The 20,915-nt window shown below is 69.7% G+C and carries 17 protein-coding genes and 2 riboswitches; of the genes, 12 read left to right on the top strand and 5 right to left on the bottom strand.

Annotated features, from left to right (window positions below; all coding sequences use genetic code 11):
• The first annotated feature begins 1 nt into the window (after position 1).
• Complete coding sequence (locus tag ABH927_RS31635; protein WP_370027685.1) at positions 2 to 451, top strand: DUF3180 domain-containing protein; 450 nt, start codon at positions 2 to 4, stop codon at positions 449 to 451.
• A 7-nt stretch (positions 452 to 458) separates the two neighbouring features.
• Here the strand turns inward: ABH927_RS31635 and ABH927_RS31630 are convergent, their stop codons facing one another.
• Positions 459 to 1,664: an NADH-quinone oxidoreductase subunit D gene (locus tag ABH927_RS31630; protein ID WP_370027683.1), complete on the bottom strand. Its 1,206-nt coding sequence runs from the start codon at positions 1,662 to 1,664 to the stop codon at positions 459 to 461.
• Between the two features lie 58 nt (positions 1,665 to 1,722).
• Positions 1,723 to 2,961 carry an aminotransferase class V-fold PLP-dependent enzyme gene (locus tag ABH927_RS31625; RefSeq protein WP_370027727.1) on the bottom strand — a complete coding sequence of 413 codons (1,239 nt, stop codon included), beginning with the start codon at positions 2,959 to 2,961 and terminating at the stop codon, positions 1,723 to 1,725.
• A gap of 106 nt (positions 2,962 to 3,067) precedes the next feature.
• A riboswitch (SAM riboswitch) is annotated at positions 3,068 to 3,183 on the bottom strand.
• A gap of 143 nt (positions 3,184 to 3,326) precedes the next feature.
• Here ABH927_RS31625 and ABH927_RS31620 point away from each other — a divergent pair.
• Entirely contained in the window at positions 3,327 to 4,526 is a 1,200-nt protein-coding gene (locus tag ABH927_RS31620; protein ID WP_370027681.1) for a cytochrome P450, read from the top strand.
• Between the two features lie 53 nt (positions 4,527 to 4,579).
• Here the strand turns inward: ABH927_RS31620 and ABH927_RS31615 are convergent, their stop codons facing one another.
• Together ABH927_RS31615 and ABH927_RS31610 are read right to left on the bottom strand one after the other, a co-directional pair.
• A complete protein-coding gene (locus ABH927_RS31615) occupies positions 4,580 to 5,926 on the bottom strand; it encodes an erythromycin esterase family protein (protein ID WP_370027679.1) in 1,347 nt (448 codons plus the stop codon).
• Positions 5,927 to 6,462: 536 nt separating this feature from the next.
• Positions 6,463 to 7,425 (bottom strand): SAM-dependent methyltransferase, encoded by a 963-nt coding sequence (locus tag ABH927_RS31610; protein ID WP_370027677.1) that lies wholly within the window; start codon positions 7,423 to 7,425, stop codon positions 6,463 to 6,465.
• Positions 7,426 to 7,585: 160 nt separating this feature from the next.
• On the opposite strand from ABH927_RS31610, the gene ABH927_RS31605 reads away from it, so the two are divergent.
• From ABH927_RS31605 to ABH927_RS31580, 6 genes are all read left to right on the top strand, one after another.
• Positions 7,586 to 8,476, top strand: a complete 891-nt coding sequence (locus ABH927_RS31605) for a Rossmann-like and DUF2520 domain-containing protein (RefSeq protein WP_370027675.1) — start codon at positions 7,586 to 7,588, stop codon at positions 8,474 to 8,476.
• Positions 8,467 to 9,318: a pantoate--beta-alanine ligase gene (panC, locus tag ABH927_RS31600; RefSeq protein WP_370027673.1), complete on the top strand. Its 852-nt coding sequence runs from the start codon at positions 8,467 to 8,469 to the stop codon at positions 9,316 to 9,318. Before ABH927_RS31605 ends, panC begins: the two co-directional genes overlap by 10 nt.
• Positions 9,319 to 9,396: 78 nt before the next feature.
• Positions 9,397 to 11,916 (top strand): L-aspartate oxidase, encoded by a 2,520-nt coding sequence (locus ABH927_RS31595; RefSeq protein ID WP_370027671.1) that lies wholly within the window; start codon positions 9,397 to 9,399, stop codon positions 11,914 to 11,916.
• Between the two features lie 7 nt (positions 11,917 to 11,923).
• Entirely contained in the window at positions 11,924 to 12,706 is a 783-nt protein-coding gene (locus tag ABH927_RS31590) for a type III pantothenate kinase (protein ID WP_370027669.1), read from the top strand.
• A 79-nt stretch (positions 12,707 to 12,785) separates the two neighbouring features.
• Entirely contained in the window at positions 12,786 to 14,468 is a 1,683-nt protein-coding gene (gene lysS, locus ABH927_RS31585; protein ID WP_370027667.1) for a lysine--tRNA ligase, read from the top strand.
• 584 nt (positions 14,469 to 15,052) lie between these two features.
• Positions 15,053 to 15,301 carry a LuxR C-terminal-related transcriptional regulator gene (locus ABH927_RS31580; protein ID WP_370027665.1) on the top strand — a complete coding sequence of 83 codons (249 nt, stop codon included), beginning with the start codon at positions 15,053 to 15,055 and terminating at the stop codon, positions 15,299 to 15,301.
• A 27-nt stretch (positions 15,302 to 15,328) separates the two neighbouring features.
• Here ABH927_RS31580 and ABH927_RS31575 read toward each other — a convergent pair whose 3' ends face one another.
• On the bottom strand, positions 15,329 to 16,306 hold the full coding sequence (locus ABH927_RS31575) for an NlpC/P60 family protein (protein WP_370027663.1): 978 nt from the start codon (positions 16,304 to 16,306) through the stop codon (positions 15,329 to 15,331).
• Positions 16,307 to 16,446: 140 nt separating this feature from the next.
• Positions 16,447 to 16,629, bottom strand: a riboswitch (cyclic di-AMP (ydaO/yuaA leader).
• Between the two features lie 396 nt (positions 16,630 to 17,025).
• On the opposite strand from ABH927_RS31575, the gene ABH927_RS31570 reads away from it, so the two are divergent.
• From ABH927_RS31570 to ABH927_RS31555, 4 genes are all read left to right on the top strand, one after another.
• The gene (locus ABH927_RS31570) at positions 17,026 to 17,589 is read left to right on the top strand and encodes an amino-acid N-acetyltransferase (protein ID WP_370027662.1); all 564 of its coding nucleotides are present in this window, start codon (positions 17,026 to 17,028) and stop codon (positions 17,587 to 17,589) included.
• 127 nt (positions 17,590 to 17,716) lie between these two features.
• The gene (locus ABH927_RS31565; RefSeq protein ID WP_370027660.1) at positions 17,717 to 19,114 is read left to right on the top strand and encodes an RDD family protein; all 1,398 of its coding nucleotides are present in this window, start codon (positions 17,717 to 17,719) and stop codon (positions 19,112 to 19,114) included.
• 165 nt (positions 19,115 to 19,279) lie between these two features.
• Complete coding sequence (locus ABH927_RS31560) at positions 19,280 to 19,930, top strand: RDD family protein (protein WP_370027659.1); 651 nt, start codon at positions 19,280 to 19,282, stop codon at positions 19,928 to 19,930.
• 498 nt (positions 19,931 to 20,428) lie between these two features.
• Positions 20,429 to 20,773 (top strand): Lsr2 family protein, encoded by a 345-nt coding sequence (locus ABH927_RS31555; RefSeq protein WP_370027657.1) that lies wholly within the window; start codon positions 20,429 to 20,431, stop codon positions 20,771 to 20,773.
• Positions 20,774 to 20,915 lie beyond the last annotated feature (142 nt).

Raw genomic sequence — 20,915 nt, 5'->3', positions numbered from 1 at the left:
TGTGAAGCCCAGCAATCCCGGCGTGCTCGTCGGCCTGGTCGTCGTGTTCGCGCTCGCCACCTGGGGTCTGCTGCAGAAGACCTACTCCGGGCTGCCGACCGTCCCATGGACGGCGATCCCCACCGTGCTGCTGCTCGCGATCGGCGAGGCGTACACGGGCTGGCTGACCCGCGCGAGGATCCTCCGCAAGCCCGACACCAAGCCGGTCGAGCCGCTCGCCGTCGCCCGCCTGGCGGCTCTCGCGAAGGCCACGGCGTACGCGGGGGCGGTCTTCGGCGGGGTGTTCGCCGGGTTCGTGCTGCACGTGCTCAACCTGCTCGACCTGCCGAAGCCGCGCCAGGACGCGCTGATCGCGGGCGGCTCGTTCGTGTCGTGCGTGGCCCTGATCTGCGCCGCGCTGTTCCTGGAGTACTGCTGCCGGGTGCCGGGAAAGCCGGAGGACGAGGACTGAGCCCTCCCTACTTGTCGATGTCGCCGACCACGAAGAACATCGAGCCGAGGATCGCCACCATGTCGGAGACCAGGTTCCCCGGCAGCAGTTCGCGCAGCACCTGCACGTTGTTGAACGACGCGCTGCGCAGCTTGAGCCGCCAGGGGGTCTTCTCCCCCCTCGACACCAGGTAGTAGCCGTTCAGGCCGAGCGGGCTCTCGGTCCAGGCGTAGGTGTGGCCCTCCGGCGCTTTCAAGATCTTGGGCAGCCGCTGGTTGATCGGCCCCGGCGGGAGCCGCCGTAGCCGGTCCACGCAGGCGTCCGCCAGGTCGAGGGAGACCTTCACCTGCTCCAGCAGCACCTGGAAGCGGGCGTTGCAGTCGCCCGCCGAGCGGGTGACCACCTTGACGGGCAGCTCGCCGTACGCCAAATAGGGCTCGTCGCGCCGTAGGTCGAGGTCGACCCCGGACGCCCGCGCGATCGGGCCGCTCACGCCGTACTGCATGATCGTCTCCCGGTCGAGCACGCCGACGCCCTTCGTGCGGGCGAGGAAGATCTCGTTGCCGGAGACGAGGTGCTCGATGTCGGGGAGGCGCCGCCGCACGTCGGCCACGGCCCCGGCCGCGCGGTCGAGCCAGCCGAGTGGGAGGTCCTCCTTCAGCCCGCCCACGCGGTTGAACATGTAGTGCATGCGGCCGCCGGAGATCTCCTCCATGACGTGCTGCAGCGTCTCCCGCTCGCGGAAGGCGTAGAAGACCGGGGTGATCGCGCCGAGCTCCAGCGGGTAGGAGCCGAGGAACATGAGGTGGTTGAGCACCCGGTTGAGCTCGGCGAGCAGCGTCCGCGCCCAGACCGCCCGCTGGGGGACCTCCATCCCGAGCATGCGCTCCACCGCGATGACGACACCGAGCTCGTTGGCGAACGCCGACAGCCAGTCGTGCCGGTTGGCCAGCACGATGATCTGCCGGTAGTCGCGCACCTCGAACAGCTTCTCCGCGCCGCGGTGCATGTAGCCGATGACGGGCTCGGCCTTGATGATCCGCTCGCCGTCCAGCGTGAGGCGCAGCCGCAGCACGCCATGGGTCGACGGGTGCTGCGGACCGATGTTGAGGATCATGTCCTCGGTGGCCAGCTCCCGCGCCTCGACGGCCGCCGCCCCCGCGCCGATCCCGGCGACGCGCTCCCGGACCGCGCCGCTCTCGGCGCCTTCCCGGGTGCGCTCCTCTTCGGTCATACCGCCATGCTCCCACGCTCGTACGGCACGGCGAAGAGCCCGGAAACGGGGCGGCCGTTCAGGAGGTGGCGAGGCGCTTCAGGGCGGCGATCAGGCGGTCGACGTGCTCCTCGGTAGAGCCGATGCCGATCGAGGCCCGCACCGCGCTGGCCGTGCCGTCCTCGCAGCCGCCGTCGGCCGTGCCGAGGAGATGGCGGACGAACGGGTGCGCGCAGAACTTGCCGTCCCGGACGCCGATGCCGTGCTCCGACGACAGCGTCTCGGCGACCTCGCGGGCGGACAGGCCGTCCACCACGAACGACACGATGCCGACCCTCGGGTGGTCGGGCCCCCACAGCGACAGCTCGCGGACTCCCTCGATCCCGGCGAGCCCGGCGCGCAGGCGGGTCAGCAGCCGCTCCTCCTCGCGGACGAGAGCCGTCCAGCCGGTGGCGCTGAGGGCGTCGCAGGCCGCGGCGAGCGCGATCGCGCCGAGCACGTTGGGGGTGCCGGCCTCGTGCCGCGCCTCGGGGTCCTCGGCCCACTCGGTCGTCTCCGCGACGGCCTTCACCGCGCCGCCGCCACGGAGGTACGGCGAGGCCTGCGCGAGCCAGTCCGACCGGCCGATCAGGGCGCCCGCGCCGAAGGGGGCGTAGAGCTTGTGCCCGGAGAAGGCGACGTAGTCGAGGTCGAGCGCGGTCAGGTTCAGCCGCCGGTGGGGCACGAGCTGCGCGGCGTCGACCGCGATCCTGGCGCCGTGCCGGTGGGCGATGTGGGCCAGCCCCGCGATGGGCCAGAGCTCGCCGGTGACGTTGGACGCGGCGGTGACGACCAGCAGAGCGGGGCCGTCGATGGCGGCCAGCGCCTCGTCGGCCGCCCGGATCGCCTCGCCGGGGAAGGCGGGCGGTGCGAGCCGTACGGCATCGGACCAGGGCAGGAGCGAGGCGTGGTGCTCGGTGTCGAAGACCACGACGGTGGTGCCCTCGGGGAGGCTGCGGGCCAGCAGGTTCATCGCGTCGGTGGTGTTGCGGGTGAAGATCAGCGCGTCGTCCGGACGGGCGCCGGCGAAGGCCCGCACGGTGTGCCTCGCCTGCTCGTATCTGGCGGTCGTGAGCTGCGAGGCGTACCCGGCTCCCCGGTGGACGCTCGAGTAGGCCGGGAGCGCCGCGGCGACGGCGGCGTTCACCGGCTCCAGACAGGGGGCGCTGGCTGCGTAGTCGAGGTTCGCGTACGGCACGAGCCTGCCGCCCTTCACCGGCACCTGGAGGTCCGCGCCGAGCACCGCGGGGATCCGGCGGCCGGTGGGGAGACCGTCCACAGTGGGGGAAAGGTCGGGGGAAACGGCGGAACGGGCGAGAACGGAAAGTGGGGACAACGCCTGCCTCCTCGGGTCATGGGACCCCGGCCATGGCGTCGTCCGGCGGAGCCCGCGCTTGCCCGGCGCACCTCGCGCCGGACCTGGTCCTCACCCGGGGCACCCCGCCGCGGACGCGAGGGTTGCCGGCCAGCTAGCCGGGGCTTGACGCTGGCACTCATGACCTGATCGGCACTATAACCGAGCGCCCCCTGCCCATGGCAAATGCGCAGGTGAGCCCCTGTGGTAAGCCTGTTTGCCAAATCGGGGCGACGATGTGGCACGTGGGCTCCGTGCGACCATCGGCCCACCGTGCGTATCGTTGCTCTGTGCAGTTTGACCCCTGGAATCCCGAGTTCGTCGCCCACCCGTACGACGTCTACCGCGAGCTGCGGGACAACGCCCCGGTGAGCTTCTTCGAGCCGACCGGCCAGTGGCTGATCGCCCGCCACGCCGACGTCAACGCGCTGCTGCGGGACCGGCGGTTGGGCCGCTCCTACCTCCACGTGGCCTCGCACGAGGCGTTCGGCAGGGAGCCCGAGCCGGAGTTCCAGGAGCTGTTCTGGCGGGTGATCCGCGCGGGGATGCTGGACGTGGAGCCGCCGGTCCACACCCGGCTGCGCCGCCTGGTGTCCAAGGCGTTCACGCCCCGGATGGTCGAGTCGCTCCGCCCCCGGGTGCGGAAGATTGCCACCGAGCTGGCCGAGGGGCTCGTGGAGCGGGGCGGCGGCGACCTCCTCGCGGAGGTGGCCGAGCCCCTTCCGGTGACGGTGATCGCCGAGATGCTGGGCGTGCCCGAGGCCGACCGGCACCTGCTGCGGCCCTGGTCGGCGGACATCTGCGGGATGTACGAGCTCAACCCCTCCCCGGAGGCCCAGCACACCGCCGTGCGGGCGGCGTCGGAGTTCGCCGACTACCTGCGCGAGCTGGCCAGGGCGCGCAAGGACCGGCCGGGAGACGACCTCATCTCCGCCCTCGCCCAGGTGGTGGACGAAGGCGACCGCCTGACCGAGGACGAGCTGATCGGCACCTGCGTGCTGCTGCTCAACGCCGGGCACGAGGCCACGGTCAACGTCACCGGCAACGGCTGGTGGTCCCTGTTCCGCAACCCCGCCGAGCTGGAGAGGGTCCGCGCCGACCCCGGCCTGCTGCCCACGGCCGTGGAGGAGCTGCTGCGGTGGGACACGCCGCTGCAGATGTTCGAGCGCTGGGTGCTGGAGGACATCGAGGTCGGCGGCGTGACGATCCCCAAGGGCCTCGAGATCGCGCTGCTCTTCGGCTCGGCCAACCGGGATCCCGAGGTCTTCCCCGACCCCGACCGCCTTGACGTCGGGCGGGCGGACAATCCGCACATCTCGTTCGGCGCGGGGATTCACTTCTGCCTCGGCGCGCCGCTGGCCCGGGTGGAGCTGGCCGAGTCGTTCGGCGCGCTGCTGAAGGCCGCCCCGGCGATGGAGCTCGCCGAGGAGCCGGTCTGGAAGCCCGGCTACATCATCCGTGGCCTGGAGTCGCTGAAGGTCACCGCCTAGACCCGCGCCGGAGCAGGCCGCGCAGGTGCATGCCCCGCGCCGGGGCCGGGCCGTTACGGCTGCAGCTTGTCGGCCTCCCGGATGTCGTGGAGGTGGATGAGGACGTCGAAGGAGCGGGCGATCGCGAGGTCGACGAGCGGGTAAGGGTACTGCGTGCCGATGTTGCGCGTGGGCCGGGAGATGTCCAGCCAGGCGCGTGCGGCGGCCGGGGCGTTGCGGATGTCGAGGTAGTAGTCCTGGTAACGGACCTTGTCGAGGGTGTACTCGTTCATGCCGGGCGTGGCCGCGCCCACGGTGAACTTCTTCCAGTCGCCGCCGATAGCGCCGTCCTTCGACAGGAAGGAGCCCTGGTTGAAGGTGAAGCCGATGGGGAGGTACTTCTTGCCCAGTGTGTCGCGCAGGAACGCCCCCTGCGTCTTGGGATACAGCTTGGGATCGCCGGCGACGTAGCCGACGTGGTCGTTCTGCGCTGACAGAAGGATCTTGTCGCTGGTGTGCTGCTGCCACCAGGTGACGTTCTGGGCCATCACCTCGTCGCGGAAGCGCTCGAAGGTGGCCACCGAGTCCGGGTCGGTGACGTCCAGGGAGAGGAATTTGGCGGTCTGGGCGATGGATCGGGCGTTCTGCTCGGCCAATTCGAACGCGTCTCCGCCGGGGCCCTTCTGGCTGCTGATCAGTTCCAGGGCCTGCTGCGCCTTGGCTGCGAGCCGCTGTCGTTCCGCGAGAGGCTTGCCCAGGTAGGCGAAGACGTCGTCGATCGGGCGCAGGCCGGTGTAGAGCTCGTTGAGGCGCGGCAGCGACTCCGGGTGGTTCTTCTGCACGTAGCCGGTCACCCGGCCGAAGAACTCATCGTTCAGTGTGGGCGCGCCGATGTCGTCGCCCATGAAGTGGACGGTGTGGCCGGGATGGCGGCGATTGTAGTCGCGCATCCACTCGATGAGGCTCACGAACTCCTCGCGGTCCCATGGGGAGTTGGTCAGCGTCTCCTTGGCGATCTTACGGGCGTCGCCCTTGCCGGTCTGGAGGTATTCGTCGATCTGGAGTCCCGCGGACCAGCTCAGCTCCAGGGCGAAGGTGGTGAAGCCCTTCTTCTCGACGAGGTGGCGGAAGACTCGCTCCTTCATGGTGAAGAACTCGTGGGAGCCGTGGGTGGCCTCGCCGAGGCCGACCACCTGGGCGTCGCCGATTATCGCGTCCAGGGCTCGCAGGTCGGCCGTATTGCTCCCGGGCTCGGTCGAGCGCAGTGGGTGGGCCGCATGCTGCAGTGCGCGGACCGGGTTCTGCTTCCAGCCGGCCGCTGTAGCCGCAGGCTCAGCGGTGTTGGCGGCCAGCGCGGGCGGCGCGGCGGCCGTCAGGCCGGTGGCGGCGAGTGCGGCAGCGGCGAGGAATTTGGTCAGCATGATCGGATGGTCCTTTTCGATATGACGGCCTGGTGTGACGGTGCGATGTTCGGCTGCGGTGAAGAGCCCGGTGCGGCGAAATGGCCGAGACGTTGACGGCGCTGGACTGCCGGGCGTTCCGCGTCCGCTCCGCAGAGGCCCGTGAGCTGGTACGTCCGGCACCGGCCGTACCAGTACCGAGGGCCAGGCTGACGGGGGCGTGCTGGTGTCCGCCAACGGCGGCAGGAAATTAGACGCGCTCCGGGGTCAACCGCAGACGGCGGCGTCGACGCTGGGGGCAGCGGCGGTGAGGGACTTGCTGAACATGAACGTGTGGAGCCTTCCTTGGTGAACACAGTGTCTCCGCTCGATCACCAACCTTAGGAATCCGGCATGGCTCCACACGATCCCGCATACACCCCAAACGGCTAGATAGGTGCCATCACCATGCGAAGTAGGGCTGGCCATACCAATGTCGGCGAGCCAGGCGGACTAGCATGCTGCTCGGCTGATGGGGCATGGAAGGTGCCCCAGCCACCCCGATGTGCGGAACAGGGCTAGCGCGACTGGCTGAGCCAGCCGAAGCCGCCCAGGCCCGAGGGGTCGATCAGCTCGGCCTCCTCGGACGCGCGGCTGAGCGCCCGGAGATAGCCCCTCGGATCCGTGTGAGCGAGGTCGAGGGACGGCCGGGCACCCCGGATTCCCATCCCCTGCAGGGCGTCGCGCTGCGTCGTCAGCGTGGTCGCCGTGGCGCCGGCCCGCTCTCCGGCGGCGGCGCACGCGTCGAGCGCGACATGGGCCGTGATGTCGCACGACCCGTCCGGCACGGCGGGGACGGCCAGGCCGCCCCGGTAGCCCGCGAGGCTGCCCAGCGGGGGCCGGCTGTCCCTCCGGTGCGCGTAGTCCACGGCGACCGCGGCGCCGCGCGAGAGCCGTACGATCACGGACGCCCAGGCCTCGTCGCGCGGGCGGCCGATCTCCGCGCGGCAGCCGTTCGAGCGCAGCGGCCACCAGCGCTCCAGCCAGCCGAGATCGCCGGAGTCGGGGGCGGCCCCGAGCCGCTCGTCGCCGGTCCGAGGATCGACCAGCACGAGGCGCGGCCCCGAGGGCGTCTGCTCGACCACGTCGACGGGAATGTTGTCCAGCCATTCGTTGGCGATGACCAGCCCGTTCACCTGATCGGGAAGGGCGGGCTCCCAGTCGATCCGATCGTCCAGGCCCTCCGGCCTCGGGGAGAGGTCGACGGCGGTCGTCCGCAGGCGCCCGGCGAGGTCCGGCGGGGCGGCGGCCAGGACGCGGGTGACGAGCAGGCCGTCGCCACTGCCGACGTCCACGAGGTCGACCACGGCCGGACGCCCGAGCGCGTCGTCCGTCAGCTCCAGCAGCCGGAGAACGGCCGAGGCGAAGGCCGCCGAGGCGTGTACGGAGGTCCGGAAGTGCCGATCCGGCCGTTCTCGCAGGTAGAAGCCGCTTTCGCCGTAAAGCGCCTCCCGCATGGCCGCGCGCCAGGTGACCCACACATCGACTCACGTTATCCAAGCCTCGACCCATGACGAAAAGTAGTCACATCAGTACGCGGGGCTCAACATATGCCGGTGCGGAATGGGACAAAATCCGACCGTTGGGTCAAGGCCAGGCAGGCGTGCCGGCCGCCGCTACGCTGAGCCGAGGGGAGGGGTCATGGACACAACTGATCGCCCGGCGCGGCTCGCCGTTGGAGTGCTCGGCGCGGGAAGGGTCGGCTCCGTACTGGGGGCCGCGCTCACGTTGGCCGGCCACCGGGTCGTGGCCGCGAGCGGGGTCTCCGACGCGTCGATGAAGCGGGCGGCCGAGCGCCTCGGCGTCGAGCTGAGCAGGCCGGACGAGGTGATCAGGAAGTCCGAGCTCATCCTGCTGACCGTGCCGGACGACGTGCTCCCGGGGTTGGTCTCCGGGCTCGCCGCCACGGGAGCCGACCTGCGCGGCAAGCTGCTCGTCCACGCCAGCGGCGCGTACGGCCTGGCCGTGCTGGACCCTGCGGCGGAGGCCGGGGCGCTGCCGCTGGCGCTGCACCCGGTGATGACCTTCACCGGCAGGGACGACGACCTGACCAAGCTCACCGGATGCTCGTTCGGGGTGACGGCTCCCGTCCTGCTGCGGCCGGTGGCGGAGGCGCTGGTGATCGAGATGGGCGGGGAGCCGGTCTGGATCGCCGACCAGGACCGGGCGCTCTATCACGCCGCGATCGCCGGGGCCGCCAACCACATGGTCACGTTGATCGCCGAGTCGCAGGAGCTGCTCGGGAAGATCGGCGTGGAGCATCCCGGCCGGATGCTGGGCCCGCTGCTGAGCGCCGCGCTGGACAACGTGCTGCGCCTCGGCATCGCCGGGCTGACCGGTCCCGTTGTGCGCGGCGACGCGGGGACCGTGCGCAAGCACGTGGACGCGCTCATCCTGGCCGCCCCCGAGGCGGCGGACGCCTATGTGGCCCTCGCTAGGCTCACCGCGGACCGGGCGCTGGCCGCCGGGCTGCTGAAGCCCGAGACGGCCGAGCGCCTCCTGGACGCGCTGGGAGGCAACATATGGACGTGATCGTCGCCGCTGACCGCGCCGACCTGGTCAAGGCGAGAGACGCGCTGGGCGAGGGAAGCCTGGCCCTGGTCCCCACCATGGGGGCGCTCCACGAGGGCCACCGCTCGCTGATCCGGCTGGCGCACGAGCACGCCGACCACGTGGCGGTGAGCATCTTCGTCAATCCGCTCCAGTTCGGCCCTAACGATGATTTTTCGCGATATCCCCGGACATTCGACGCGGACCTGGAGGTGTGCGCCGAGGAGAACGTGCGCGTGGTCTTCGCGCCGTCGGCCGACGAGATGTATCTCCCCGATCGCCAGATCGGCGTCTCGTCGGGGGAGATGGGCACGATCGCCGAGGGCGCGTTCCGGCCCGGACATTTCGACGGCGTGCTGACCGTGGTGCTCAAGCTGCTCAACCTCGTCCAGCCCGATGTCGCGATCTTCGGTCAGAAGGACGCCCAGCAGCTCGCGCTGATCCGGCGGATGGCGGCCGACCTCAACCTGCCGGTCTCGATCGTGGGGGCGCCCACTGTGCGGGAGCCCGACGGGCTCGCCCTGTCCAGCCGCAACCGATACCTCTCGGCGCCGGAAAGGGCCACGGCGCTCTCCCTGTCCAAGGCGCTGCGGGCGGGCGCGGCGGAGGCCACGCCGTCCGCGATCCTGCGGGCCGCGAGAGCCGTACTGGACGATGCCGCGCGCCTCGACCCGCCGCTCGCGCTGGACTACGTCGAGCTGGTCGATCCCAAGACGTTCAAGCCCGTGGGGGAGGCCCACGAGGGCGAGGCCGTGCTGGCCGTCGCCGCCAAGGTCGGCACCACCCGCCTCATCGACAACGTCATCGTCCCCATCTCGGGATGATCACAGCGGGGCGGGGGGTGGGGGAATTATGGAGACCCGGGGGCGTTATCGTCATATTGACGAAAGGTGGACCCCCGAATGGTGCCGATTCCGAGGAAGCTGACGGCTCCCGATCCCGGATGGACGGTGGACGCGGACGTCGTCGTGGTCGGGTCCGGGATCGCCGGGTTGACCGTGGCCCTGCGCTACACCGAGCTTTCCCCCACCGGCAGGGTGCTGGTCGTCACCAAGGACGTGCTGTCCGCCGGGTCCACCCGCTGGGCGCAGGGCGGGATCGCCGCCGTCCTCCACCCCGAGGACACCCCCGACGAGCACCTCAACGACACGCTCATCGCGGGCGTCGGCCTCTGCGACGAGGAGGCCGTGCGGATCCTGGTCACCGAGGGCCCCGACGCGCTGAAGCGGCTCATGGACCACGGCGCCCGCTTCGACCGGGACACCGACGGGGAGCTCCAGCTCACCCGCGAGGGCGGCCACCGGCGCAACCGCATCGTCCACGCGGGCGGCGACGCCACCGGCGCGGAGGTGCAGCGGGCGCTCGTCGAGGCCGCCCTGGCGGAGCCGCGCATCGAGATCATCGAGCACGCCCTCGTCCTCGACCTGATCCAGGACGCCGCCGGCGAAGCGCGCGGCGTGACGCTCCACGTCATGGGCGAGGGCGCCAGAGACGGCGTGGGCGCGGCCAACGCGCGCGCCGTCGTCCTCGCCAGCGGCGGCATGGGACAGATCTACGCCGCCACGACCAACCCGGTCGTCTCCACCGGCGACGGCGTCGCCCTTGCCCTCCGCGCCGGGGCGATCGTCAGGGATGTGGAGTTCGTCCAGTTCCACCCCACCGTCCTCTGGCTCGGCGAGGGCTCGACCGGCCAGCAACCCCTCGTGTCCGAGGCGGTCCGGGGTGAAGGCGCGGTCCTGATCGACCACAGCGGCGAGCCGTTCATGCGGGACGTCCACGAGCTGGCCGACCTCGCGCCCAGGGACGTCGTCGCCAAGGCGATCACCCGCAAGATGCGCGAGACCGGCGCCGACCACGTCTACCTGGACGCCCGGCACTTCGGCGAGGAGAAATGGCGGACCCGGTTCCCCACGATCCTCGCGGTCTGCCGGGAGCACGGCATAGACCCGGTCACCGAGCCGATCCCGGTCGCGCCCGCGGCCCACTACGCGAGCGGCGGCGTCCGCACCGACCTGTACGGCAGGACCACCGTGCCCGGCCTCTACGCCTGTGGCGAGGTGGCCTGCACGGGCGTCCACGGGGCCAACCGGCTGGCCTCCAACTCCCTGCTCGAAGGGCTCGTCTTCGCCGAGCGCATCGCGTCCGGCCTCGTCTCCCTGAGCGCCGAGCGGGACGAGCCCCGCGAGACGCCGGCCAGGCCCGAGGGGCTGGTGGATCCCCGCGTCAGGTCCAGGATCCAGAGCCACATGAGCCGCGGCGCCGGAGTGCTGCGCAGTGACCGGAGCCTCGCCGAGGTCGCCCGCGCCCTGTCGGACGCCCGCTGGACCCCGGTCGCGGTCGAGCCGTGCACGGAGTCGTGGGAGGCCACGAACCTGCTCACCGTCGCCTCCGCCCTCGTCGCCGCGGCGGCGGAGCGGCTGGAGACCAGGGGCTCCCACTGGCGCGAGGACCACCCCGGACGCGACGACGACCACTGGCTGCTGCACATCGACATCTCCCTGGGAGCGGAAGGGCTGGTCATGCGACACCAGGCTCACGACCTCGACGCCGAGCTGACCGCGCAGGGGATCGACCCCGCGCGCCTCCACCACCTGCTGTCCGTCGCGCTCGACGAAGATCTCGGAGGCAGGGGGGACCTCGCGGGCGGGCAGGACGTGACCTCGGCCGCCACGATCCCCGCCGGGCAGGCCGCGGTGGCCGACCTGGTCGCCCGCGCGGACGGCGTGGTCGCCGGGCTCGCGGTGGCCGAGGCGGTCTTCCGCCAGGCCGGGCCGGCGACCGTGGTCGAGCGCCGCGCCAAGGACGGCGACCGGGTCCGGCCGGGGGACGTCCTCATGACCGTCCGCGGCCTGACCAGGGACATCCTCACCCTGGAGCGGACCGCGCTCAACCTCGTCACCCACCTTTCCGGCGTCGCCACCACCACCCGCCGCTGGGTGGACGCCGTCGCCGGGACGAAGGCCTGCATCCGCGACAGCCGTAAGACTCTGCCGGGCCTGCGCGCCCTGGAGAAGTACGCGGTGCGCTGCGGCGGCGGCGTCAACCACCGGATGGGTCTCCACGATGCCGCGCTGATCAAGGACAACCACGTCGTGGCGGCCGGCGGGGTCGCCGAGGCGTTCCGCGCCGTACGGCAGGCCTTCCCGGACCTGCCCATTGAGGTCGAGGTGGACCGGATCGACCAGATCGAGCCCGCGCTGGCGGAGGGGGCCGAGGAGATCCTGCTCGACAACTTCACGGTCGAGCAGCTCGCGGAGGCCGTACGGCTGGTCAACGGGAGGGCGCGGCTGGAGTCCAGCGGCGGGCTGACCCTGGACGTGGCGCGGGCCGTCGCGGAGACCGGCGTCGACTATCTCGCCGTGGGCGCTCTGACGCATTCGTCTCCGGTGCTGGACATCGGTCTGGATCTTCGTGGTGCATAATCAGGGAATGCTGCTCACCATCGACGTCAGCAACACCCACACGGTGCTTGGCCTGTTCGAGGGTGAAGAGGTCATCGAGCACTGGCGGATCGCGACCGACCCGCGCCGCACGGCCGACGAGATCGCCGTCATCCTCCAGGGTCTGCTCGGCCAGTCGCCGATCCTCAAGGACGCCGACATCAGCGGCATCGCGATCTGCTCCACGGTCCCCTCGGTGCTCAACGAGATGCGGGAGATGTCCCGCCGCTACTACGGCGACGTCACGACCGTGGTCGTCGAGCCCGGCGTCCGCACCGGGGTGCCCGTCCGGATGGACAACCCCAAGGAGGTCGGCAGCGACCGGATCGTCAACGCCCTCGCCGCCGCCAACCTGTACGGCGGGCCGTGCGTGATCGTCGACTTCGGCACGGCGACCTCCTTCGACGCCGTGTCGGCTCGGGGGGAGTACGTCGGAGCGGTGACCGCCCCCGGCCTGGAGATCTCGGTCGACGCCCTCGCCACGGCGGGCGCCCAGTTGCACAAGGTGGAGCTGATCCGCCCCCGGTCCGTGATCGCCAAGAACACCGTCGAGGCCCTCCAGTCCGGCATCATCTACGGCTTCGCCGGGCTGGTTGACGGCATCGTGGACCGGATGACGGCCGAGCTGGCCGACGACCCGGACGACGTCACGGTCGTGGCCACCGGCAGTGGCGCCCCGCTGGTCGTGAGTGAGGCCCGCACGATCGACGTCCACGAGCCCTGGCTGACCCTGATCGGCCTGCGCCTCATCTACAGCCGCAACACGGGCTGAAGCACTCCCGGCGTACGGGACCACTCCCCAGCGTGCGGGACCATAGAAGGCAGGACCCCGTTGAGAGAGGACTGCCGTGATGGACGCCGATTGGGTGGCGCGTTTCGCTGATGAGGTCATCGCCGAGGCCGAGCGGCGCGCGCCGGGCAAACCCATCGTCTGCGCGTCCGGCCTCAGCCCCTCCGGCCCGATCCACCTGGGCAACCTGCGCGAGGTGATGACCCCGCACCTGGTGGCCGACGAGATCAGGCGGCGCGGCCATGAGTGTGTGCACATCTTGTCGTGGGATGACTTCGACCGGTTCCGCAAGGTCCCGGCGGGGGTCGACCCGTCCTGGAACGAGCACATCGGCAAGCCGCTGACCTCGGTCCCGGCCCCGGCGGGCAGTCCGTACCCGAACTGGGCCGAGCACTTCAAGGCGCCGATGGCCGCCGCCCTCGCCGAGCTGGGCGTCGAGTTCCGCGGCATCAGTCAGACCGAGATGTACGCCTCCGGGGCCTACCGGGAGCAGGTCCTGCTCGCCATGCGTGAGCGGCGGAAGATCGACGCCATCCTCGACCAGTACCGCACCAAGGCGAAGCCCGGTGCCAAGACGGTGGACGACGATGAGGCCGCCGCTCTTGAGGGCTCCGGCGCGGCGGGCGAGGACGACGGTTCCGGGGTCGGCGGCTACTACCCCTACAAGCCCTACTGCTCCGTCTGCGACCGCGACCTGACCACGGTCACCTCGTACGACGACGAGACGACGGCCCTGGCCTATACCTGCGCGTGCGGCCACGCCGAGACGGTGATCCTGGCCGAGCACACCCACGGCAAGCTGGTGTGGAAGGTCGACTGGCCGATGCGCTGGTCCTTCGAGGGCGTGGTGTTCGAGCCGTCCGGGGTCGACCACAGCTCGCCCGGATCGTCCTTCGTCGTCGGCGGCCAGATCGTCAGGGAGATCTTCGGCGGCGCCCAGCCGATCGGGCCGATGTACGCGTTCGTCGGCATCAGCGGCATGGCCAAGATGAGCAGTTCCAAGGGCGGCGTGCCGACCCCGGCGGACGCTCTTTCGATCATGGAGCCCGCGCTCCTGCGCTGGCTCTACGCGCGGCGGCGCCCCAACCAGTCGTTCAAGGTCTCCTTCGACCAGGAGATCCAGCGGATGTACGACGAGTGGGACACGCTGTCCAAGAAGATCGCGGACGGCTCGGCGCTCCCGGCCGACCAGGCCGCCTACCGCCGTGCGACGTCCACCGCGTCGGTGACGCTCAGTGAGACACCGCGGCGCCTGCCGTACCGGACACTCGCCTCGGTGGCGGACATCACCACCGGCGACGAGGAGCAGACCCTGCGGATCCTCCGCGAGTTCGACCACGAGATCTCAGGGCTCGACGAGTTGCGGCCGCGGCTTGACAGGGCCCAGTACTGGGTGACCACCTACGTCCCCGCCGAGGAGCGCACGCAGGTCCGCGAGGAGCCCGACACCGAGCTTCTCGACACCCTGGGCAACGCCGAGCGCGAATCGCTGCGGCTGCTGTCGGACAACCTCGACGCGCACTGGTCGCTGGACGGCCTGACCACGCTCGTGTACGGCGTGCCGAAGATCCAGGCCGGGCTCGACCTGAGCGCCAAGGCGGCGACGCCCGAGCTGAAGGCCGCCCAGCGCACGTTCTTCGCCCTGCTCTACCGGCTGCTGGTGAGCCGCGAGACCGGGCCGCGGCTGCCCACGCTGCTGCTCGCCGTCGGCCGCGACCGGGTGCGCAAGCTGTTGGGGACATGATCCGTTGTACGCTGTGTGACCATGGACGAGCTGCCTGAGCAGATGCGGGTGCGCCGGGAGAAGCTGGTCAGGCCCACCGGCTGAGCAGAGCGCCCACCCATTGTTTGTGATCACGCCCTCTTTCTTTTGTTGTGATCATGCACGGTTTCTCCGACGGCTCGCTGAGCTGCCCATACGCCACTCGTGATCATGCATGGCTTCCCGGGAAGGGCCTCTGAGATGGCCGTACATCGACCGTGATCATGCAGGTGCGCCATCCTCGCACTGGGACGAGAACTGCTTGATCACGATGAGCGTTGGAGCAGGTCAATGGGTGCGCGCGGGAACCTTTGCCAGATCACGGCGGGGGTTGGCGCAGGCCAGATGGCATCTGCGGAAGGTCTGCATGATCACGGCGCTTTCCCCGCTTCCACGCTTTCCCGCTCTCCCTCTTTCCGTTCTCCCGCTCTTTCTGTCGCTCATTCTCTTCACTCAAAGAAAGGCGAGCGGCGTTCTAGACAAGGGCAAACCTTGACGACCTTGACGAGGGCGTTTACCTTCCCTGAAGGTGGGCCGACCAATCATCGTCATGGGGAGGACAGACGATGGGGTTTCCCGACCTCGTATCCCGGGGGGACAGCATCGCCGCGGACCTCGAACGTGCCGGTCTCACTGACGACGACATCCTGCTCCTGTCGGAGTTGGCCAAGGGCGTGACCGCCGACCGGGTGGGTCGCAGCCTCGACGTGAGCGGCCGCACGGTTCGGCGGCGGCTTCGCCACATCTGTGACCAGATCGGCGTGGCGACCGCCATCGAGGCGGTCGCGTGGGCGGCCCGCCGCCGCCTCATCTAACGCGCGCGGCCCGGCCGCCGTCTTCGCCTAGTCGGCGATCCGTACGGCTCCCGCGAAGGGACGGTTTCCGAGCTTCGCGATGCGGACCACGTCACCGGTGTGGGGGGCGTGGACCATGTAGCCGCCGCCGATGTACATGCCCACGTGGTGCAGGTCGGAGTAGAAGAACACGAGGTCACCCGGGCGCATGTCCTCCCGGCGGATGTGGGTGCCGGAGGTCCACTGGTCGCCGGTGTAGTGGGGGAGGCTGATCCCGACCGTCTGGTAGGCCGCCATGATCAGGCCCGAGCAGTCGAAGGAGCGAGGACCCTCGGCGCCCCAGACGTAGGGCTTCATCTGCTGGCTCAGCGCCCAGCGCGCCGCCTCGGCCGCCTTGCCCTCCCCGACGACGGGGAACGAGAGCCGGGTCGCCCGGCCGCCGCTGATGCTGCCGGCGACCCTGCTGTAGAGGTTGCTCTCGGCCTTCTTGACCAGCTTGCTGATCTTGGTGCGCCGCGCCTCGATGCCGGCGAGGAGCTTCTTCACCTCGGCCTGGCGGGCGGTGGCGCTCGCCTTGGCCCGCTCGGCGGCCTTCATGGCGTTGGCGACCTCGGCGACCTCCTGCCCCTGCTGCATCTCCAGCGCGTACGTCGCGGACGCCTGGTCGAGGTACGCCTCGGGGTCGGTGGAGCCGACCATCGCGAGCGGGGAGCCTAAGCCGCCGGTCATGTAGGAGTTCTGCGCGACGAGGCTGGCCTTCTGGCGGCGGAGGGCGAGCTCGGACTCGCTCTTGGTGAGGGTCTTCTTCGCGACCGCGGCCGACCGCTCGGCCGACTTGAGACGGACGCGCTCGCCGTTGTACTCCTCGGTGAGGGTCTCGATCTCGGTGTAGAGGCTTTCCACCTCAGCTGTGAGCTGCTTGAGGCTGGGCTTGGGATCGGCGGTGGCGGAGACCATGGGGGCGCCCACGGTGATCATGGTGAGCGCGACGCCCACGAAGACCAGCCTGCGGATGGGTCCGGACATGGACGTACCGGCCACGGGCCATCGGCCACGGGCGTGTTTCCCCGACGGCCGTCCTCCACGCATGCGCAACCAAGCTCCTCTCCTACGTCGTGCCGCACGAACTGGTCGCCGCGGGGGCCTTGACGGCCTCACGGCGTTCACACGGCACTCCTGGCCGCCTACCGGGTTAGCTGACGGGTTCGGGCCGGAGTAGCCCTACCTTTCGGATTCACCCCTTGTTGACCTGGGATCGACGTTCCCTTGACTCGATTCCGGATCCGCACAGTTGGGTCCCCGGCTCCTCTCCACACCTACGTGCTCAGAAGACTCGGCGGTCCGGCCTCCGCGAAGCACCCGCGACGACCGGCATCGTCGCTGGACACTAGTGCACGCGGAGTTCTTGCTCAACCAGAACTCCGGATCCCGTCTAGGTTTCACTACCGAACGATCACGGCCTGATCACGGTAGTTGTCACCATATACCGGCTTTTACCTGCGTTTAGACACCTTTGACACATTGCGGGCTTCGGTCAGCGCAGGTCCATGACACGGCAAAACCTGAAGGCGAGCTGAAGGTGAGGCGAGTGGGGGCGCGGTGCTCTCAAGGTCACCCCTGGTGACGGAGTGACCTCTGGGGCCGTGTTAGGGACTGGCCGTTAATGCCTTAAGCCGCTTTCCGGCCGCTCGCGCCGACCCTCGTGGCATCGATCCGCCGGCCGGGGCCGACTACGCTGGCGGTCCATGGAGCAGGTCGCGGAGCAGACGCCCATGGAGCCCGGCCCCCCGGCCGTGGTCGTCCGCCGGGCCACGACACCGGACGTCCGCGTGATCCGCCGCCTCGTCGACGCGTACTCCGGCGTGGGGCCCCGTCTGCTGGAGAAGAGCACCGTCACCCTGTACGAGGACGTCCAGGAGTTCTGGGTCGCCGAGGTGGGCGGCACGGTGGTCGGCTGCGGCGCGCTGCACGTGCTCTGGGAGGACCTGGCCGAGATTCGGACCGTCGCCGTCGACCCGTCGGCACGCGGAAGGGGCGTTGGCCACCGGATCGTCAGCGCGCTCATCACGACCGCGCGAGAGCTCGGGGTCCGCCGGGTCTTCTGCCTCACGTTCGAGGTGGAGTTCTTCGGCCGCCACGGTTTCGTCCCCATCCAGGGCACTCCGGTATCCCCGGAGGTCTACGCTGAGCTGCTCGCCTCCTATGACGAAGGCGTCGCCGAGTTCCTTGATCTCGAACACGTGAAGCCCAACACGCTGGGCAACACCCGGATGCTGCTCCACCTCTCTTCCCAGGTGGATCGCGCCTAGATCGTCGATCTTGACCCTGGTGCTGACTTGGTGGAAAGGTGACTGTTGATAGGCCTGTCGCTACTTTGGGCAATATCAGCATGCGTGCCTGACATGTGCCGCACGCGCACTCGAAAGAGGTGACACGGTGAGCACTGGACAGCCGCCGTACCCCCAGGACGACTCCGGTGGCTCCCCGCCGCCGCCGTCGGGCCACGGGCAGAACAGCCAGAACCCGGACGCGCCCGCCCAGGACTACGACCCCGACGTCACGGTCGTCAGCTACCGGCACCCGGGCCAGCAGACGGGCCCCCAGCAGGCACAGGGTTACGGCCAGCAGGGCGGTCAGCCGGGTTACGGCCAGCAGGGCGGTCAGCCGGGTTACGGCCAGCAGGGCGGTCAGCCGGGTTACGGCCAGCAGCCCGCCCAGCAGCCCTACGGCCAGTCGGGCGCGTACGGCCAGCCCGCCCAGGGCGGGTACGGCGGCCCCGACCAGCAGTACGGCCAGCAGTACGGCCAGCAGTACGGCCAGCAGTACGGCCAGCAGTACGGCCAGCAGGGATATGGCGAGCAGGCTCAGCAGCCCACTTATGGGCAGCCGCCCCAGCAGCCGGGCTACGGCCAGGAGCAGCAGTGGGGCCAGCAGGCCCAGCAGCCGGGCTACGGCCAGCAGGCACAGCAGCAGTACGGCCAGCAGCCTTATGGCCAGTCCGGCGCGTACGGCCAGCCGGGGTATGGCGAACAGGCTCAGCAGCCGGGCTACGGCCAGCAGGCTCAGCAGTACGGCCAGGACCAGCAGCACGGCCAGCAGTATCAGCAGTACCCGCAGTATGGCCAGGAGCAGTACGGGCAGCAGCAGTACGGGCAGGCCCAGCCCGGCTATGACCAGCAGGCGTACGGCCAGGGATACGCCCAGCAGCAGTACGGCCAGCAGCCCCAGCAGCAGGGGTATGGCCAGCAGGGTTACGGCCAGCCGCCCTATGGCCAGCCCGCATACGGCCAGCCGTACGGCGCCGGGGCCCCGATCCCGCCCGGCGCGCCGGCCCCGCTGGCCGAGTGGTGGCAGCGCCTGGTGGCCAGGCTCATCGACGGCGTGATCGTCGGCATCCCGTTCGGCATCGTGTCGGCCGCGATCACGGCTGTCGTGGTCACGCAGGGCTATTACGACCTGAGAACCGGCAACCACGTGGATACGACCGGTCTCTTCCTCGCCGCGCTGCTCGCCTCCCTCGTCGGCGGCGCCGTGATGGTCGCGTACGAGTTCCTGATGCTGAGAAGGGGCGGGCAGACCGTCGGCAAGATCGTCATGGGAATCAGGGTCGTGCCGGTCGGAGGCACGCTCGACGCGGGCGGTCTTTCCACGGAGGTGGCCGGAAAGCGGGCCGGCGTGCTCTACGGGCCGCAGCTGCTCCGGTGGATTCCCATTGTGGAGTACCTCGTCGGCATCTTCGCCTTGGTGAATGTGCTCTGGCTGTTATGGGACAAGCCGCTGCAGCAGGCTCTGCACGACAAGGTCGCCAACACGATCGTGGTCAAGATCAAGTAGTGCCACAAAACGGGGCCGATGGAACGGACCATCGGCCCCGTTTTTCGTATCTTCGCCACAAGAGAGTAGCCGCGCGAAGAGCGGGACGGAAAATCCGTAACGGGCGGGCTTCTCCGTGCGATGCTTGACCAACGCACGTCCGATCGCAGTCACGAGAGGTGACCAATGACCGCGGAACCGCCCCCCGGCCAGAATCCTTATGGCTCGGCTCCGCCGCCCCCGCCCGGTGGATATCCGCCGCCCGGGTCCTATGGTGCTCCGCAGGGCCCTTATGGCGCTCCTCAGGGTCCTTATGGGGCCCCGCAGGGGGCTCCCCTTCCTCCCGGAGCCCCCGCGCCCCTCGCCGAATGGTGGGAGCGTTTGGTCGCTCGAATCATCGACAACGTCATCTTCGGGGTCGCCTATGCGATTCTGTCCGCCATCCTCACCTCGATCTTCCGGCCCTCGGTCGCGGATCTCCTGGAGAACCCGGCGGGGACCCTCTTTTTGCCGGGCTTCCTCGCGGCGCTGATCGCCTTCGGCGCATATGCGGCCTACGACTACACGCTGCACTCCAAGGACGGCCAGACCATCGGCAAGAAGGTCATGAAGATCAAGGTCGTCGGGGTGGGCGGCGCGCCCCTGGATTCGTCCGCCCTGATGAAGCGCTCCGCTCTCTACCCTGGCGTTTTGGCGCTCTACGGCATTCCGGTGCTCTACTACCTAGCCGGGGCCTTCGCCTTCGTGACCGGCCTGTTCATCTTGATCGACAAGCCTCTCCAGCAGGGGCTTCACGACAAGGTCGCCGGGACGGTGGTGGTTAAGGCGCCGCGCTGACCGGCGCGAGGATGCCCTCCGAACCAGGGCGAAACGGTGGGGTGGCCGCTTCGGCGGTCGCCCCACTTGGCATTATCGGTACGATTTCGAGTGCATCCGGTAAGACAGCTGGAGAGACGTGCATTACCCTCGGGGGCAAGGGACCCCGCAAGACGCACCTGGCCCCCCACAGCGCTATCGTCGTATCAGGGCTCCCAGCGGAGAACGCGCCGGCCCGGCTTGCCCCTCCCGGAAAAATCGCACGGGTGCCGCGAAAGCCACCCCCGGCACGAGCGAGGCAGAATGACAGAGGTATTGTCCGCGTTGATACCTTCCGCGGTCGCCGCTGGAGCGGTCGTGTACGGCATCGTAAAGTTGGTGCGGTCCGACGCGGCGGGTCTCCGCCAGGCGCGCGAGCCGCGTGAGAAGTCATCGGATCGTCAATCCTGAATTGTCAGCCAGGGGAAACCGGGTATATGTTTGGCTGACGAATCAAAGTAAGCTCGAAAGGATTGCCGGATGGCCAAGCACACGCAGGTGATTCTCATCGACGATCTCGATGGCGGCGAGGCCAATGAGACGGTCGCCTTCGCGATTGACGGCACCTCTTATGAGATTGACCTGAGCGACGGCAACGCCAAGCGGCTCCGCGATGCCCTGTCGGCTTTCGTGGGCAGCGCGCGCCGCGCGGAAAGCGTTCCGGCCCGGGGCCGTCGTCGCGGTGCGGGCGGCGCCGCTCAGCGCGCCATGAGCCGCGAGAAGAGCGCCGAGATCCGCGCCTGGGCGAAGGCGCACGGCCACCCCGTCAGCGAGCGGGGCCGTATTGCCGCGTCGATCGTCGAGGCGTACGAAGCGGCGCACTAACTCCGCGGTTGATCGTGCGGTTATGCCAGTCGTCGGATGTCATGACGACCGGGATAACCGCGCGATTTTCGTTTGCGCTCCCTTAAAACCTCGTTCGCTTGCGGCGTATCGGGAACACAGGGCCCCCGGCAGGGGGTTGGAT

This window comes from Planotetraspora sp. GP83, assembly GCF_041262585.1.
Lineage (GTDB): Bacteria > Actinomycetota > Actinomycetes > Streptosporangiales > Streptosporangiaceae > JAOEGB01.
This window is presented reverse-complemented; position numbering and strand designations above follow the sequence as displayed.